Origin of the sequence: Simplicispira sp., assembly GCF_028687295.1 — a bacterium.
Taxonomy (GTDB): domain Bacteria; phylum Pseudomonadota; class Gammaproteobacteria; order Burkholderiales; family Burkholderiaceae_C; genus Simplicispira; species Simplicispira metamorpha.
This window is the reverse complement of record NZ_JAQUAL010000009.1, coordinates 15,444-28,459: the sequence shown is the minus strand read 5'-3', so window position 1 is coordinate 28,459 and position 13,016 is coordinate 15,444. Positions and strand designations below refer to the sequence as shown.

The 13,016-nt window shown below is 67.1% G+C and carries 13 protein-coding genes; 11 read left to right on the top strand and 2 right to left on the bottom strand.

All coding sequences use genetic code 11. The features are described 5' to 3' along the window. The first annotated feature begins 106 nt into the window (after nt 1-106). From PHX69_RS02230 to PHX69_RS02195, 8 genes are all read left to right on the top strand, one after another. Nucleotides 107-1,033, top strand: a complete 927-nt coding sequence (locus tag PHX69_RS02230) for a LysR family transcriptional regulator (protein WP_288042191.1) — start codon at nt 107-109, stop codon at nt 1,031-1,033. 61 nt (nt 1,034-1,094) lie between these two features. Next, nucleotides 1,095-1,541: a DUF2214 family protein gene (locus PHX69_RS02225; RefSeq protein ID WP_119012454.1), complete on the top strand. Its 447-nt coding sequence runs from the start codon at nt 1,095-1,097 to the stop codon at nt 1,539-1,541. Between the two features lie 93 nt (nt 1,542-1,634). Next, nucleotides 1,635-3,344: an arginine--tRNA ligase gene (gene argS, locus PHX69_RS02220; RefSeq protein WP_288042189.1), complete on the top strand. Its 1,710-nt coding sequence runs from the start codon at nt 1,635-1,637 to the stop codon at nt 3,342-3,344. Between the two features lie 14 nt (nt 3,345-3,358). Then, complete coding sequence (locus PHX69_RS02215; protein WP_288042182.1) at nt 3,359-4,057, top strand: SPOR domain-containing protein; 699 nt, start codon at nt 3,359-3,361, stop codon at nt 4,055-4,057. Between the two features lie 54 nt (nt 4,058-4,111). Further along, nucleotides 4,112-4,759, top strand: coding sequence for a thiol:disulfide interchange protein DsbA/DsbL (locus PHX69_RS02210; RefSeq protein WP_288042181.1), 648 nt, complete (start codon nt 4,112-4,114; stop codon nt 4,757-4,759). 99 nt (nt 4,760-4,858) lie between these two features. Then, nucleotides 4,859-5,488: a lipopolysaccharide transport periplasmic protein LptA gene (gene lptA / locus PHX69_RS02205; protein ID WP_288042180.1), complete on the top strand. Its 630-nt coding sequence runs from the start codon at nt 4,859-4,861 to the stop codon at nt 5,486-5,488. Beyond that, nucleotides 5,485-6,261, top strand: coding sequence for an LPS export ABC transporter ATP-binding protein (gene lptB, locus PHX69_RS02200; RefSeq protein WP_119012428.1), 777 nt, complete (start codon nt 5,485-5,487; stop codon nt 6,259-6,261). The genes lptA and lptB overlap by 4 nt, the downstream gene beginning before the upstream one ends. Nucleotides 6,262-6,343: 82 nt before the next feature. Beyond that, nucleotides 6,344-7,942 (top strand): RNA polymerase factor sigma-54, encoded by a 1,599-nt coding sequence (locus tag PHX69_RS02195; protein ID WP_288042179.1) that lies wholly within the window; start codon nt 6,344-6,346, stop codon nt 7,940-7,942. A gap of 130 nt (nt 7,943-8,072) precedes the next feature. On the opposite strand, the gene def is transcribed toward PHX69_RS02195, so the two are convergent. Together def and PHX69_RS02185 are read right to left on the bottom strand one after the other, a co-directional pair. Continuing rightward, a complete protein-coding gene (def, locus tag PHX69_RS02190; protein ID WP_288042178.1) occupies nt 8,073-8,612 on the bottom strand; it encodes a peptide deformylase in 540 nt (179 codons plus the stop codon). 49 nt (nt 8,613-8,661) lie between these two features. Further along, a complete protein-coding gene (locus PHX69_RS02185) occupies nt 8,662-10,518 on the bottom strand; it encodes a methyl-accepting chemotaxis protein (protein WP_288042176.1) in 1,857 nt (618 codons plus the stop codon). A gap of 225 nt (nt 10,519-10,743) precedes the next feature. Between PHX69_RS02185 and PHX69_RS02180 the strand changes: the two genes are divergently transcribed. The 3 genes from PHX69_RS02180 to PHX69_RS02170 are packed head-to-tail and all read left to right on the top strand — an operon-like array spanning nt 10,744 to nt 12,995. Further along, on the top strand, nt 10,744-11,178 hold the full coding sequence (locus tag PHX69_RS02180) for an acyl-CoA thioesterase (protein ID WP_119012424.1): 435 nt from the start codon (nt 10,744-10,746) through the stop codon (nt 11,176-11,178). A gap of 46 nt (nt 11,179-11,224) precedes the next feature. Next, nucleotides 11,225-12,553, top strand: coding sequence for a THUMP domain-containing class I SAM-dependent RNA methyltransferase (locus tag PHX69_RS02175; protein WP_288042174.1), 1,329 nt, complete (start codon nt 11,225-11,227; stop codon nt 12,551-12,553). Next, nucleotides 12,543-12,995, top strand: coding sequence for a putative toxin-antitoxin system toxin component, PIN family (locus PHX69_RS02170; protein WP_288042173.1), 453 nt, complete (start codon nt 12,543-12,545; stop codon nt 12,993-12,995). The genes PHX69_RS02175 and PHX69_RS02170 overlap by 11 nt, the downstream gene beginning before the upstream one ends. The last annotated feature ends 21 nt before the right edge of the window (nt 12,996-13,016 follow it).

Here is a 13,016-nt window from a genome sequence, read left to right as displayed (position 1 = left end):
TGCTCGCGCACTATGGGTGGGCCTTGGAGGCATATTGGGCCTGAAAATGGGTGGGTGCCCGCATGCCGTGGGCAAGGCAGCGCTGGCGTCTCCATAATCGGTGCCCATGGACAAGCTCAAGGCGTTTGAATCTTTTGTGTCGGTGGCCACGCGCGGCAGCCTCACGGCGGCGGCGCGGGCCGAAGGGGTGGCCCCGGCCATCATGGGGCGGCGCCTGGATGCGCTGGAAGAACACCTGGGCGTCAAGCTGCTGGTGCGCACCACGCGGCGCATCAGCCTGACCAACGAGGGCAGCGCGTTTCTGGAAGACTGCCAGCGCCTGCTGGCCGATGTGTCCAACGCCGAGGCCAGCGTGTCTGCCGGGGGCATACAGGCCAGCGGGCATTTGCGCATCACCGCCCCGGCGGGGTTTGGCCGCCGCCATGTGGCGCCGCTGGTGCCACGGTTTCGGGGGCTGCACCCGGACGTGGCCATCTCGCTCAACCTCAGCGACCGCGTGATTGACCTGGCCGGTGAGGGCTTTGACTGCGCCGTGCGCGTGGGCGATTTGCCCGACTCCTCGCTGGTGAGCGTGCGCATTGCCGACAACCGGCGCCTGTGCGTGGCGGCGCCGCAGTATTTGCAGCGCCGGGGCACGCCGCAGCATCCCGGCGACCTGGCCGCGCACGACTGCCTGACGCTGTCCAGCGACGCCTCGCAGACGCGCGGCTGGGCGTTTCGGGTGCCGGTGGTGGGCCAGGATACCCGCGCGGTGGTGCATATCCGCCCCGGTGGCCCGCTTGATTGCTCTGACGGCCAGGTGCTGTACGACTGGTGTCTGGCAGGCCACGGCATTGCCTGGCGCAGCAGCTGGGAGGTCGAAAGCGAGATCGCTGCGGGCCAGCTGGTGGCCGTGCTGGAAGAGTTTGCCGCGCCGCCCAACGGCATTTACGTGGTGTTTCCGCACGCCAAGCACCTGCCGCTGCGCGTGCGGCTGTGGATTGACTACCTCAAGCACCACTACAGCCAGCCCGGTTTCTGGAAAGCGGGCTGAGGCGGTTTCAGGTACGTTGGTGCCACCTGCCCTGCACCACCCCATCGGAAAGATTGCCCCCATGACCCTCGAAGCCGTTCTTGCCAGCCTGCACCTGCTGGCCATTCTGACCCTGGTGGTCTTTCTCTCCAGCCAGGCGGCGCTGTGCCGCATTGAGTGGATGAACGCTGCCGTGGTCGAGCGCCTGGCGCGGCTGGATCTGATCTACGGCATGGCTGCCGTGGCGGTGCTGGGCTCGGGGCTGGCGCGCGTGTTCTGGGGCATCAAGGGCGCGTCGTGGTACGCCACGCAGCCGATGCTGCACATCAAAGTGACGCTGTTCGTGGTGATGGCGCTGCTGTCGATAGCGCCCACGCTGGCGTTCCGGCGCTGGCGGCGCAACCTGCGTGCCAGCGGGGCGCTGCCGGGCGCCGCAGAGGTGGCCCAAGTGCGCCGCCTGGTGATGGTGCAGTCGCACGTGCTGCCGGTGGTGGCGCTGATCGCGGTGTTCTGGGCGCGCGGCTGGTAGCCGGGCGCTGCGGCGCATGCCTGGCCAGGCCCTGGCGCCCGCAGGCCACGGTGCCCGTCCCAAAGCGCCATGGGCGGCCCGTAAAATCGCCGCATGCTTTCTGCCAAACAAGACCTTCTGGCCGCCCTGGCGGCCACACTGGAACAACTCTCCCCCGGTGCGGGCGCCCGCGCCGCGTTTGAATCCCCCAAAGTGGCCGCCCACGGCGACTTTGCCTGCACCGCTGCCATGCAACTGGCCAAGCCGCTCAAGCTCAACCCGCGCGCGCTGGGTGAGCAGCTCAAGGCGGCGCTGGAGGCCACACCGGCCTTCCAGCGTTGGGCGGCGGCCATTGAAATCGCAGGCCCCGGTTTTCTGAACATCCGCCTGAAACCCGCCGCCAAGCAAGAAGTGGTGCGCGAGGTGCTGGCCGCTGGCGAGCGCTTTGGCTACCAGAGCGACCGGGGCCAGAAAGTGCTGGTCGAGTTCGTCTCGGCCAACCCCACCGGGCCGCTGCACGTCGGCCATGGCCGCCAGGCGGCGCTGGGCGATGCCATCTGCAACCTGTTTGCCACCCAGGGCTGGAACGTCCACCGCGAGTTCTATTACAACGACGCGGGCGTGCAAATCGACACCCTGACCAAATCCACCCAGCTGCGCGCCAAGGGCTTCCAGCCCGGCGACGACTGCTGGCCCACCGACAGCGACAACCCGCTGGCCAAAAACTTCTACAACGGCGACTACATCGCCGACATTGCCGAAGCCTTCAAGGCCAAAGCGACGGTGACAGCCGATGACCGCGCATTCACCGCCAACGGCGATGTGGAGGACTACGACAACATCCGCCAGTTTGCCGTGGCCTACCTGCGCAACGAGCAGGACAAAGACTTGCAGGCCTTCAACCTGCATTTCGACGAGTACTACCTCGAATCGAGCCTCTACACCAGCGGCCGCGTGGAGGCCACCGTCAACCGCCTGATTGCCAACGGCAAAACCTATGAGCAAGACGGCGCCCTGTGGCTCAAGTCCACCGACTACGGCGACGACAAAGACCGCGTCATGCGGAAAAAAGACGGCACCTACACCTACTTTGTGCCCGACGTGGCCTACCACATCGCCAAGTGGGAGCGCGGTTTCACCAAGGTGGTGAACATCCAGGGCACCGACCACCACGGCACCATCGCCCGCGTGCGAGCTGGCTTGCAGGCGGCCGATGTTGGCATCCCGCAGGGCTACCCCGACTACGTGCTGCACACCATGGTGCGCGTGGTCAAGGGTGGTGAAGAGGTCAAGATCAGCAAGCGCGCAGGCAGCTACGTCACGCTGCGCGACCTGATCGAGTGGACGAGCAAAGACGCAGTGCGCTTCTTCCTGCTGTCCCGCAAGCCCGACACCGAATACACCTTCGACGTCGATCTGGCCGTGGCGCAGAACAACGACAACCCGGTGTACTACGTGCAGTACGCCCATGCGCGCATCTGCTCGGTGCTGCGGGCCTGGCAAGAGGCGGGCGGTGGCGATGTGGCGGGCCTGAAAGAGGTGGATCTGTCGGCCCTCGAAGGCCCGCAGGCCCAGGCGTTGATGTTGCAATTGGCCAAGTACCCCGAAATGCTCACCGCCGCCACCGAGGGCGAGGCGCCGCACGACGTGACCTTCTACCTGCGCGACCTGGCCGCCAGCTACCACAGCTATTACGACGCCGAGCGCATTCTGGTCGATGACGAAGCCGTCAAGCGCGCCCGTCTGGCGCTGGTCGCCGCCACGGCGCAGGTGCTGCACAATGGCCTGGCGGTGCTGGGCGTGTCGGCCCCCCAAAGAATGTGAGTAGTGACTGGCATATGAAACAACAACAGCAGGGCGGAACCATCATCGGCTTTATCCTGGGCCTGGTGGTGGGCTTGGGCACGGCGCTGGCCGTGGCCGTGTATGTGGCCAAGGTGCCCGTGCCCTTCATGGACAAGGGCACCGTCCGCAGCCCCGGGCAGGACGCGGTTGAAGAGCAAAAGAACAAGGACTGGGACCCCAACTCCCCCCTGTACGGCAAAAACCCGGCGCGCCCGGTGGTGCCCGCCACCCCCGCCGAGCCCGGTGCCGCACCCGATACCGCGCCCGCCGTGCAGGCATCGGCCCCCGTGGCCCCGGCACAGGCCGCTTCGGCAGCGCGCGCTGCGGCCAGCAAGCCCACCGATGCCAAGGCCAGCGCCAAAACCGATCCCAAGGCCGACACCAAGACCGACCCCAAAGCCGATCCGCTGGGTGATCTGGCCAAGGCCAAGTCTGCCGCCGCAGGCAGCGTCGATCCGTTTGACTACTTTGTGCAAGCCGGCGCGTTTCGCACCCAGGCGGACGCCGATGCCCAGCGCGCCAAGCTGGCCATGCTGGGCTGGGAGGCCCGCGTGAGCGAGCGCGAACAAAATGGCCGCACCGTGTTCCGGGTGCGCGTGGGCCCCTTTGCCAAGCGCGATGACGCCGAGCAGCTCAAGGAAAAGCTCAACGACCTTACGGTGGAGTCGGCCCTGGTGCGTGTGCAGCGCTGAACTTTCCCGCCCCCTGTGGCTCAGAACCCGCAAACCCCAAGGAGTGCCTTTTCCATGAAACGCCGTGAGTTTTCTCTGTCTGCTGCCACTGCGGTGGCCGTCTCCAGCCTGTCTTTGCCCGCGCTGGCACAGTCCACTGCCCCCAAAGAGGGCAAGGATTACATCAAGCTGGGCAAGCCCGTGGCGCCCGATGCGCCTGCGGGCAAGGTCGAGGTGATTGAATTTTTCTGGTACAGCTGCGGCCATTGCCATACCTTTGAGCCGGTATTGAACACCTGGCTCAAGACGGTACCGGCCAATGTGGTGGTGCGCCGCGTGCCGGTGGCTTTCAACGCCAGCTTTGTGCCCGCGCAGAAGCTCTATTACGCCCTCGAAGGGCTGGGCAAGATCGAACCCTTGCACGCCCGGGTGTTTCGCGCCATCCATGTCGAGCGGCAAAAGCTGGCCAAGGAAGAAGACATCATGGCCTGGGCCGCCAAGCAGCCCGAGCTGGATGTGGCCAAGTTCAAGGAGATGTACAACTCCTTCTCGGTGGCAGGGCAGGTGCGCCGCGCCACCCAGTTGCAAGAAGCCTATGGCGTGGAAGGCACCCCTTCCATGGGCGTGGCCGGGCGCTACTACACCGATGGCACCCACGCGGGCAGCATGCAGGCCGTGCTCCAGGTGGTCAACCACCTGGTGGGCCTGAGCGCCAAGGGCTGACGCCCCCGGCTGGCTGAAACCCTCCCACGGGCCCGCGCGATGCGGGCTTTTTTGTGGCCGGTGCATGGCTACAATCCATTGCAAGAATCGTGCCCTTTGATGAAACACCTCCTCCCGCTCCCCCTGCTGCTGTGCCTGGCCTGCGCCCCCTTCGGGCTGGCGCACGCTGAAAAAGCCGACCGCCAACAGCCCATGAACATCGAGGCCGATGCGCTGCGCCACAATGCGCAGCAGCAGACCAGCGTGTTCACGGGCCGCGTGGTTGTGACCAAGGGCTCCATCGTGCTGCGCGGCGCCCGCCTGGAAGTGCGCGAGGACGCGCAGGGCTACCAGTCGGGCGTGGTCACTGCCGAGGCGGGCCAGCGCGCCTTCTTCCGGCAAAAGCGCGACACCGCCCCCGGCGCGCCCGAGGAGTTCATCGAGGGCGAGGGCGAAACCATCGAATACAACGGCCGCACCGACAACGTGCGCATCCTGCGCCGCGCCGAGCTGCGCCGCTACCGGGGCGGCGCCCTGAGCGACGAGCTGCAAGGCGCCACCATCGTTTACAACAACCTCACCGACGTGTTCAGCGTGGATGGCCAAAAGGGTGCCCCCGGCGCCACGGGCACCAGCGGTGGCCGCGTACGCGCTGTGCTGGCCCCCAAAGACGCCCCCGCCCCGGCCCCCGCTGGCACCCCTGGTGCTCCCCTGCGCCCCAGCACCACGCTGGGCAACGGCAAACCATGAGCGCCACGCCCGCCAGCGCCGCTGCGCAGGCCAGCAGCCGCCTGGAAGTGCTGCACCTGGCCAAGTCCTACGGCAGCCGCAAAGTGGTCAAGGACGTGTCGCTGGTGGTGGAAAAAGGCGAGGTCGTGGGCCTGCTGGGCCCCAACGGCGCGGGCAAGACCACCTCGTTCTACATGATCGTCGGCCTGGTGCGCTGCGATGCGGGCGACATCCGCATCGACGGCCAATCGGTGGCGCAAATGCCCATCCACCGCCGCTCGCGCCTGGGCCTGTCGTACCTGCCGCAAGAGGCGTCGATTTTTCGCAAACTCTCGGTACAAGAGAACGTGCGCGCCGTGCTCGAATTGCAGCGCGGCGACGACGGCAAACCCCTGCCCAAAGCCGTGATCGAAGAGCGCCTCACGGCCCTGCTGCAAGAGCTGCGCGTGGAGCACCTGCGCGAATCACCGGCGCTGGCGCTGTCGGGCGGTGAGCGCCGGCGCGTCGAGATTGCCCGCGCCCTGGCCACGCAGCCGCGCTTCATCCTGCTGGACGAGCCCTTTGCCGGTATCGACCCGATTGCCGTCATCGAGATCCAGCGCATCATCGGTTTTCTGAAGGCGCGCGGCATTGGCGTGTTGATCACCGACCACAACGTGCGCGAGACGCTGGGCATTTGCGACCACGCCTTCATCATCAGCGACGGGCGCGTGCTGGCCCAGGGCACGCCCTCCGAGATCGTGGACAACGCCGAAGTGCGCCGGGTGTACCTGGGCGAGCATTTCCGGATGTGACCATGCGCCGCGCCTGTCCGCCTGCTCTGTGGTGCCGTGCTGGCCAGGTGCCGGTGTGTGCGGGTGGGCCAGGGGGGGCGGCATGAAGCCCGGCCTGTCGCTGCGCGTATCGCAGCACCTGGCGCTGACGCCGCAGTTGCAGCAATCGATTCGCCTGCTGCAACTGTCCACGCTGGAGCTGGGCCAGGAGGTCGAGCAGATGCTCGACGACAACCCCTTTCTGGAGCGCGCCAGCGAAGAGGCAGAGCGCGAAGCCTTCGGTCTGCCGCAGGCCGATACCCCCGCCCAGGGCGATGAGGCGCCCGATTTTGCTATGGATATGGGAGCTGCTAGCGCAAGTGCAGCGGGCGTTAGCAGCCAAAATGACCTCAAATCCAGCACGGAGCCCTCCGACAGCGCTCCCGCCGACACCGTGGACGCCTTCGACGCCCCCGACTGGGGTGGCGACGGCAGCACCGACCTGGCCCCCGACGACAGCGAATGGGGCGGCGACGCCCCGGCACGCGGCCAGCAAGGCGACGGCGATGCGCAGGCCGAAGCGGCCGATCTGGCGCATGGCCACGAATCCCTCACCGCCTTTTTGCACCGGCAGGCGCTGGCGCTGCGCTTGTCCGAGCTGGACCGCGCTGCGCTGCACTTTCTCATCGAATCGCTCAACGACGACGGCTACCTGGAGGAGCCCCTGACCGAGCTGGCTGCGGGCCTGGCGGGCGAGGGCAACGCCGAAGAGCTGGAGGCGCTGTTGCACCATTTCACCGTGGCGTTGCACCTGCTGCACAGCCTGGAGCCCACCGGCGTGGGCGCACGCGGCCTGGCCCAGTGCCTGACGCTGCAACTGCACGCCTTGCAGCGCGAAGGCGAGGTGGACGCCGACACGCTGCAAGTGGCGCTGCGCATCTGCCAGCAGCCGCTGGACATGCTGGCGCGGCGCGACGTGCGCCGCCTGACGCAGGCCTGCGGTGCCAGCGAAGAGCGCACCCGCGCCGCCATGGCCCTGATTGCGCGCCTGGAGCCGCGCCCGGGGCGGCGCTTTGCCCACGTCGAGCGCAACGCCATCGTGCCCGACGTGCTGGTGCGCCGCGTGGGCCGCAGTGGCCAGCAGTTCAGCGTGCAGCTCAACCCCGACGTGATGCCGCGCCTGCGCGTCCACGACATTTACGCGGGCGCCCTGCGCGGCCACCGGGGCGAAGACGGCCACCAGGCCTTGCAGCAGCGCCTGCAAGAAGCGCGCTGGTTCATCAAAAACATCCAGCAGCGCTTTGACACCATCTTGCGCGTCTCGCGCGCCATCGTCGAGCGGCAAAAGAACTTCTTCATCCACGGCGAACTGGCCATGCGCCCGCTGGTGCTGCGCGACATTGCCGACGAGCTGGGCCTGCACGAGTCCACCATCTCGCGCGTGACCACCGCCAAATACATGGCCACGCCCCAGGGCACCTACGAGCTGAAATACTTTTTCGGCTCAGGTTTGGGTACGGACACCGGCGGCAATGCGTCCAGCACGGCGGTGCGCGCGCTCATCAAGCAATTCATCGCCGCCGAGAACCCGGCCAAGCCGCTGTCCGACGGCCAGCTGGCCGACATGCTCAAGGAGCAGGGCATTGAGTGCGCCCGCCGCACCGTGGCCAAGTACCGCGAGGGCCTGAAAATCCCCACGGTCACGCTGCGCAAAACGCTATAGGTTTAGTAGCTGCTTGCGCCCTCTGAGCGCGGCTTGGAGCTGGTTTTGGCTTCAAAAATCACTGGGTGGGACGGGGCTGGGTGCGGCGCACCGTGCGGCCGCGGCGCGCCGGATCGGGCACGCGCGGCGCTCAATCGTCCTCGGCCGCGCTGATCTCGGGAAACAGCACCTCCGTAAAGCCCAGCTGGCGCAGGTCGGTCATGCGCGCGGGGTAGAGCACGCCCCACAGGTGATCGCACTCGTGCTGCACCACGCGGGCGTGGAAGCCCTCGGCCACGCGATCGATGGGCTGGCCCAGGGCGTCAAACCCGGTGTAGCGGATGCGGCTATGGCGGGGCACTTTGCCGCGCAGGCCGGGCACCGACAGGCAGCCCTCCCAGTCCTCCTCCTGCGCGTCGCCCAGTGGCGTGATGGTCGGGTTGATGAGCACCGTGGGCGGCACCAGCGGGCGGTCGGGGTAGCGCGGGTTGGGCGTGTCCGAGCCAAAAATCACCACCTGCCAATCCATGCCGATTTGCGGCGCGGCCAGCCCGGCGCCCTGGGCGGCGCGCATGGTGTCGTGCAGGTCGGCCACCAGCTGGTGCAGGGCGGGGGTGTCAAAGGCGGTGACAGGCTGGGCGGTGCGCAGCAGGCGCGCGTCGCCCATTTTGAGAATGGTGTGGATGGTCATGCAGGGATGGCGGGGGTCAAACCGCAGCAGTGCTGGTAGGGGCCCCAGCTTACCGGGGTCGTGCCAGCGCACGCGGGTGCCCTGCGTGTGCTACGGGCGTGGGGGCATCGTGGTGGTCCAGCTTGAACTCTGCCACCAGAGTGGCCAATTGCGTGGCCTGCTGTTGCAGGGCGTGGGCCGCTGCGGTGGCTTCTTCGACCAGTGCGGCGTTTTGCTGCGTGGCCTGGTCCATCAGGTTCACGGCGTTGCCCACTTCGGCAATGCCCACGCTTTGCTCTTTGCTGGCGGCGCTGATTTCTCCGACGATCTCGGTGACCTGGCGCACCCGCGTCACCACCTCTTGCATGGTGGCGCCCGCTGCCTGCACCAGCTTGCTGCCGTTATCGACCTGCCCGGTGGAGTCGTCGATCAGGCCCTTGATTTCTTTGGCCGCCTGGGCGCTGCGCTGGGCCAGGTTGCGCACCTCGGCGGCCACCACGGCAAAGCCGCGCCCTTGCTCGCCAGCGCGCGCGGCCTCGACGGCGGCGTTGAGGGCCAGGATGTTGGTCTGGAAGGCAATGCCGTCGATGACGCTGATGATGTCTGCCATGCGCTGCGATGAGGCGTGGATGGCGCCCATGGTCTGCACCACCTCCTGCACCACGCTGCCGCCTTGCGTGGCCACCTGCGAGGCGGTGTGCGCCAGCGCGTTGGCCTGGCGGGCGCTCTCGGCATTTTGCTGCACGGTGCTGGTCAGTTGCTCCATGGCTGCGGCGGTTTCTTCCAGGGAGCTGGCCTGCTGCTCGGTGCGCGAGGACAAGTCCTGGTTGCCGCTGGCAATCTCCTGGGTGGCCTGGCGTACCGATTCGGAGGACTCGCGGATGCGCACCAGCACCCCGGCAATTTTGCCCACGAAGTCGTTGAACGCCTGGGCGATGTGCGTCAGCTCATCGTTGCCGTGGGTGTCGAGGCGGCGCGTCAGGTCGCCCTCGCCCGAGGCGATGTCGGCCAGCGCATCGCGCACCACGGCCAGGCGCCGGAGCTGGCGGCTGACGGCCACCGACACCAGAGCCACGGCCCCCAGCACGCACAGCGCCGTGATGGTGGCCGCCACTTGCAGCAGGTTGCGCACGCTGGCCGTGGCCTGCGCGCGGTCAATGGCCACGGCCAGCAGCCAGGGCGTGCCTTCTACTTTGGCGGCGTACAGCAGTTGGTCGATGCCATCGACGGCCACCGTGGTGTGGCTGGCGCTGTCGGCCAACTGGCGCAGCAGCGCCTGGTTGAGCTGCGGCGAGATGACCGAGACGGGCTTGAGGGCGTTGTCTGCTTTGGCGTGGGCCAGGATGTTGCCGTCCCCGTCCACCAGGAAAGCAAAGCTTTGCGACAGGGGCCAGATGGCATTGACCTTCTGGGCGATGGTGTCCAGGTGCATATCGGTGCCCACCACGGCGGTGTGCTGGCCCCGGGGGCCGACTGCTTCTACAAAACTGATGGTCAGTTTGCCCGTGGTGGCATCGACATAAGGCGCGGTCAGGGCGGGCACGCCGACTTTGATGGCGAACTGGTACCACGGCCGGTTCACGCCGCTGTAGCCCGGTGGCATGGCGTGCGGGAAGATGGCGCGGTCATCGGCATAAACAAAGTAGGCGTCATCAAAAGCCCCGGCCTGCTTGGCCGCCAGCAAAAACGGCACGGGCTCGGCCTGCCCCACTGCCAGTTGGATGGAGCTGGTGATGCGCTGCTTGTCTTTGACCCACTCGGTCAGCTCGTTGGCATGGTTGCGCGTCAGTTGGCCTATGCGCTCATCAATGCCCTGGAGCGTGTTGTTGCGCACAACCACAAAAGTGGCGCTGGCCAGCGCAAACAGTGCGGCCACGGTAATGGCAACGCAAATCCCGATCAGGCGGGCTCTAAGGGTGTGAAACATGGTGGCCTTTGTGCGGGGGAGGCAGGTGGCAAAAGAGCAAACAAAAGAGCAAACAAAAGAGCAAACAAAAGAGCAAACAATGATCAGGGTTATCTGTGACAGAAAGCCAGAAATCAATAGGTGTTTCTCGCCGTGCAAGTTCCATGCCCAGTGCCGGGGGATTGGGGCCGTCAGCGCTGCCGTTGTGCGACCATCGCGGCTTTGTTTTTGTGCAGGAGTTGCTACATGGCCCGCGTCGTTTTTGAGCTGCCGTCCGAGTTTGTCTTTTCTACCGATGTGCCCATCTACATTGGCCACATCAACCATGGCCACCACCTGGACAACGCCCAGTTGCTGACCCTGGTGGCCGAGGCACGCACGCGCTTTCTGCGCTCCATGGGCTACACCGACCGCGACGCCGAAGGACTGGCCATGGTGGTGGGCGATGTGGTGGTGCAGTACGAATCCGAAGCGCTGTACGGCGAGACCCTGCGCATCGACATGACGCCCATGGACTTCAACAAATACGGCTTTGATCTGGTGTTCCGCATCACCGACGCGCACCAGGGCCGCGCCGTGGCCCGGGGCAAGCAGGGGCTGGTGTTTACCGACCCGCAAGAGCGCCGCGTGCGCTTGCTGCCACCGGCGCTGCTGGCGCGGCTGGGGCACACGCCCGCCTGAGCGCGCCGCGCTGGCGCAGGGGCGGACGGTTTATCCTTGGCGCGGTATGAACCAACTCCAACTTTTCCTGCCCTGCGCCGCTGGCGTCGAGGGCTTTCTGGCCGACGAAGTCCACCAGACCACGGGCCTGACGGGCCACGACCTGCTCACCGGGCGCGGCGGTGTGCTGCTGCGTGCCTCGTGGCGCGACGCGCTGCTGCTGAACTTGCACAGCCGCCTGTCCCAGCGCGTGCTGGTGCAACTGGCCCACGCCCCCTACCGCAGCGAAAACGACCTCTACGAGATTGCCAGCGGCGTGGCCTGGGAAATCTGGTTCACCACGCGCCAGAGCTTCAAGATCGAAGTCACCGCCCAGCACAGCCCGCTCAACAGCCTGAATTTTGCTGCCCTGCGCGTCAAAGACGCTGTGGCCGACCGCTTCCGCGCCAAATCGGGCGTGCGCCCCGATGTGAATACCCAGTGGCCCGACGTGCGCATCCACCTGCACCTGACCACCGAGCACGCCACCGTCTACATCGACACCTCGGGCGAGGCGCTGTTCAAGCGCGGCTGGCGCGAGGACAAGGGCGATGCGCCGCTCAAAGAAACCCTGGCCGCCGCCATGATTGCCGCCAGCGGCTGGGACCCGCACGGCGAGGCCCCCCTGCCGCTGTACGACCCCTGCTGCGGCAGCGGCACCGTGGTGATCGAGGCGGCGCAAATCGCCTGCCGCATTGCCCCCGGCCAGCGCCGCCGCTTTGCCTTTGAGAAGCTGCTGCCATTCCAGGCCCATGTCTGGAATGCTATTAAAAACGAAGCTGCCAGCGCAGAGCAGGCAAGCCCTGTAGCCATTTTTGGCAGTGATGTATCGCACCGCATGGTGGACTTTGCCCAGCGCAACGCCGAGCGCGCCGGGGTGGCGCACGCCGTGCAGCTGCGCGGTGGCGACGCCTTGCAGCGCATGCCCCCGTGCGAGCAGCCCGGCGTGATGCTGCTCAACCCGCCCTACGGCGAGCGCATTGCCGCCGCCGGCAGCGCCGGCCAGAACGCCAGCGAGCGCGCCGCCCAGCGCGCCCAGGGCGGCGCCGTGGGCCGCGAGGCCGCGCACACCGAAGACGGCGGCGAATTCTTCAGCCAACTGGCTGCGCACTGGAAGAAAAACTACGCCGGTTGGCAGGCCTGGATGCTCACCCCCGACCTGAAACTGCCCGGCAAGATGCGCCTGAAAGAATCGCGCCGCGTGCCGATGTGGAACGGCCCCATCGAGTGCCGGTTGTTCCGCTTCGACATGGTCAAGGGCGCCGTGCGCGCGCCGCGCCCGGGCAATGCCCCCGAGGGCGCGCCTGGCGCCGCTGCGCCCGCTGCCGCCCCCGCCGGTGCGCCCCGTGCGCGTTGAGCTGCGCTGGCCGCTGGCTGCGCCCGCCACTGGCCCGTGCGCCGTGGTGCTGGACACCAACATCGTGCTCGACCTGCTGGTGTTTGCCGACCCCGCCACCGCCGTGCTGCGCCAGCTGCTGCAAGGCGGTGAGGTGCGCTGGCTGGCCACGGCGCCCATGCGCGATGAGCTGGAGCGTGTGCTGGCCTACCCGCAAATCGCCCCGCGCGTGGCCTTTTATGGGCTGGATGCTGCCGCCGTGCTGCAAGCCTACGACGCCCAAGTCCAATGGGTGGACGTGCCCGCGCGCGTGCCCGTGGTCTGCCGCGACGCCGACGACCAGCGCTTTCTCGATCTGGCCGCTGCCCACCGCGCGCTGCTGCTGAGCAAAGACAAAGCCGTGCTGGCCGTGCGCAAGCGCCTGCTGGCCTACGGCGCGCAGGTGGCCACGGCGCTGGTGTAGGCCCACTGCACGGCATAAAAC

Bases quoted from the DNA above. Each gene is read 5' to 3' on its own strand.
- PHX69_RS02230 (WP_288042191.1), top strand. From the start codon at position 107: ATGGACAAGCTCAAGGCGTTTGAATCTTTTGTGTCGGTGGCCACGCGC.
- PHX69_RS02225 (WP_119012454.1), top strand. From the start codon at position 1,095: ATGACCCTCGAAGCCGTTCTTGCCAGCCTGCACCTGCTGGCCATTCTG.
- argS (WP_288042189.1), top strand. From the start codon at position 1,635: ATGCTTTCTGCCAAACAAGACCTTCTGGCCGCCCTGGCGGCCACACTG.
- PHX69_RS02215 (WP_288042182.1), top strand. From the start codon at position 3,359: ATGAAACAACAACAGCAGGGCGGAACCATCATCGGCTTTATCCTGGGC.
- PHX69_RS02210 (WP_288042181.1), top strand. From the start codon at position 4,112: ATGAAACGCCGTGAGTTTTCTCTGTCTGCTGCCACTGCGGTGGCCGTC.
- lptA (WP_288042180.1), top strand. From the start codon at position 4,859: ATGAAACACCTCCTCCCGCTCCCCCTGCTGCTGTGCCTGGCCTGCGCC.
- lptB (WP_119012428.1), top strand. From the start codon at position 5,485: ATGAGCGCCACGCCCGCCAGCGCCGCTGCGCAGGCCAGCAGCCGCCTG.
- PHX69_RS02195 (WP_288042179.1), top strand. From the start codon at position 6,344: ATGAAGCCCGGCCTGTCGCTGCGCGTATCGCAGCACCTGGCGCTGACG.
- def (WP_288042178.1), bottom strand. From the start codon at position 8,612: ATGACCATCCACACCATTCTCAAAATGGGCGACGCGCGCCTGCTGCGC.
- PHX69_RS02185 (WP_288042176.1), bottom strand. From the start codon at position 10,518: ATGTTTCACACCCTTAGAGCCCGCCTGATCGGGATTTGCGTTGCCATT.
- PHX69_RS02180 (WP_119012424.1), top strand. From the start codon at position 10,744: ATGGCCCGCGTCGTTTTTGAGCTGCCGTCCGAGTTTGTCTTTTCTACC.
- PHX69_RS02175 (WP_288042174.1), top strand. From the start codon at position 11,225: ATGAACCAACTCCAACTTTTCCTGCCCTGCGCCGCTGGCGTCGAGGGC.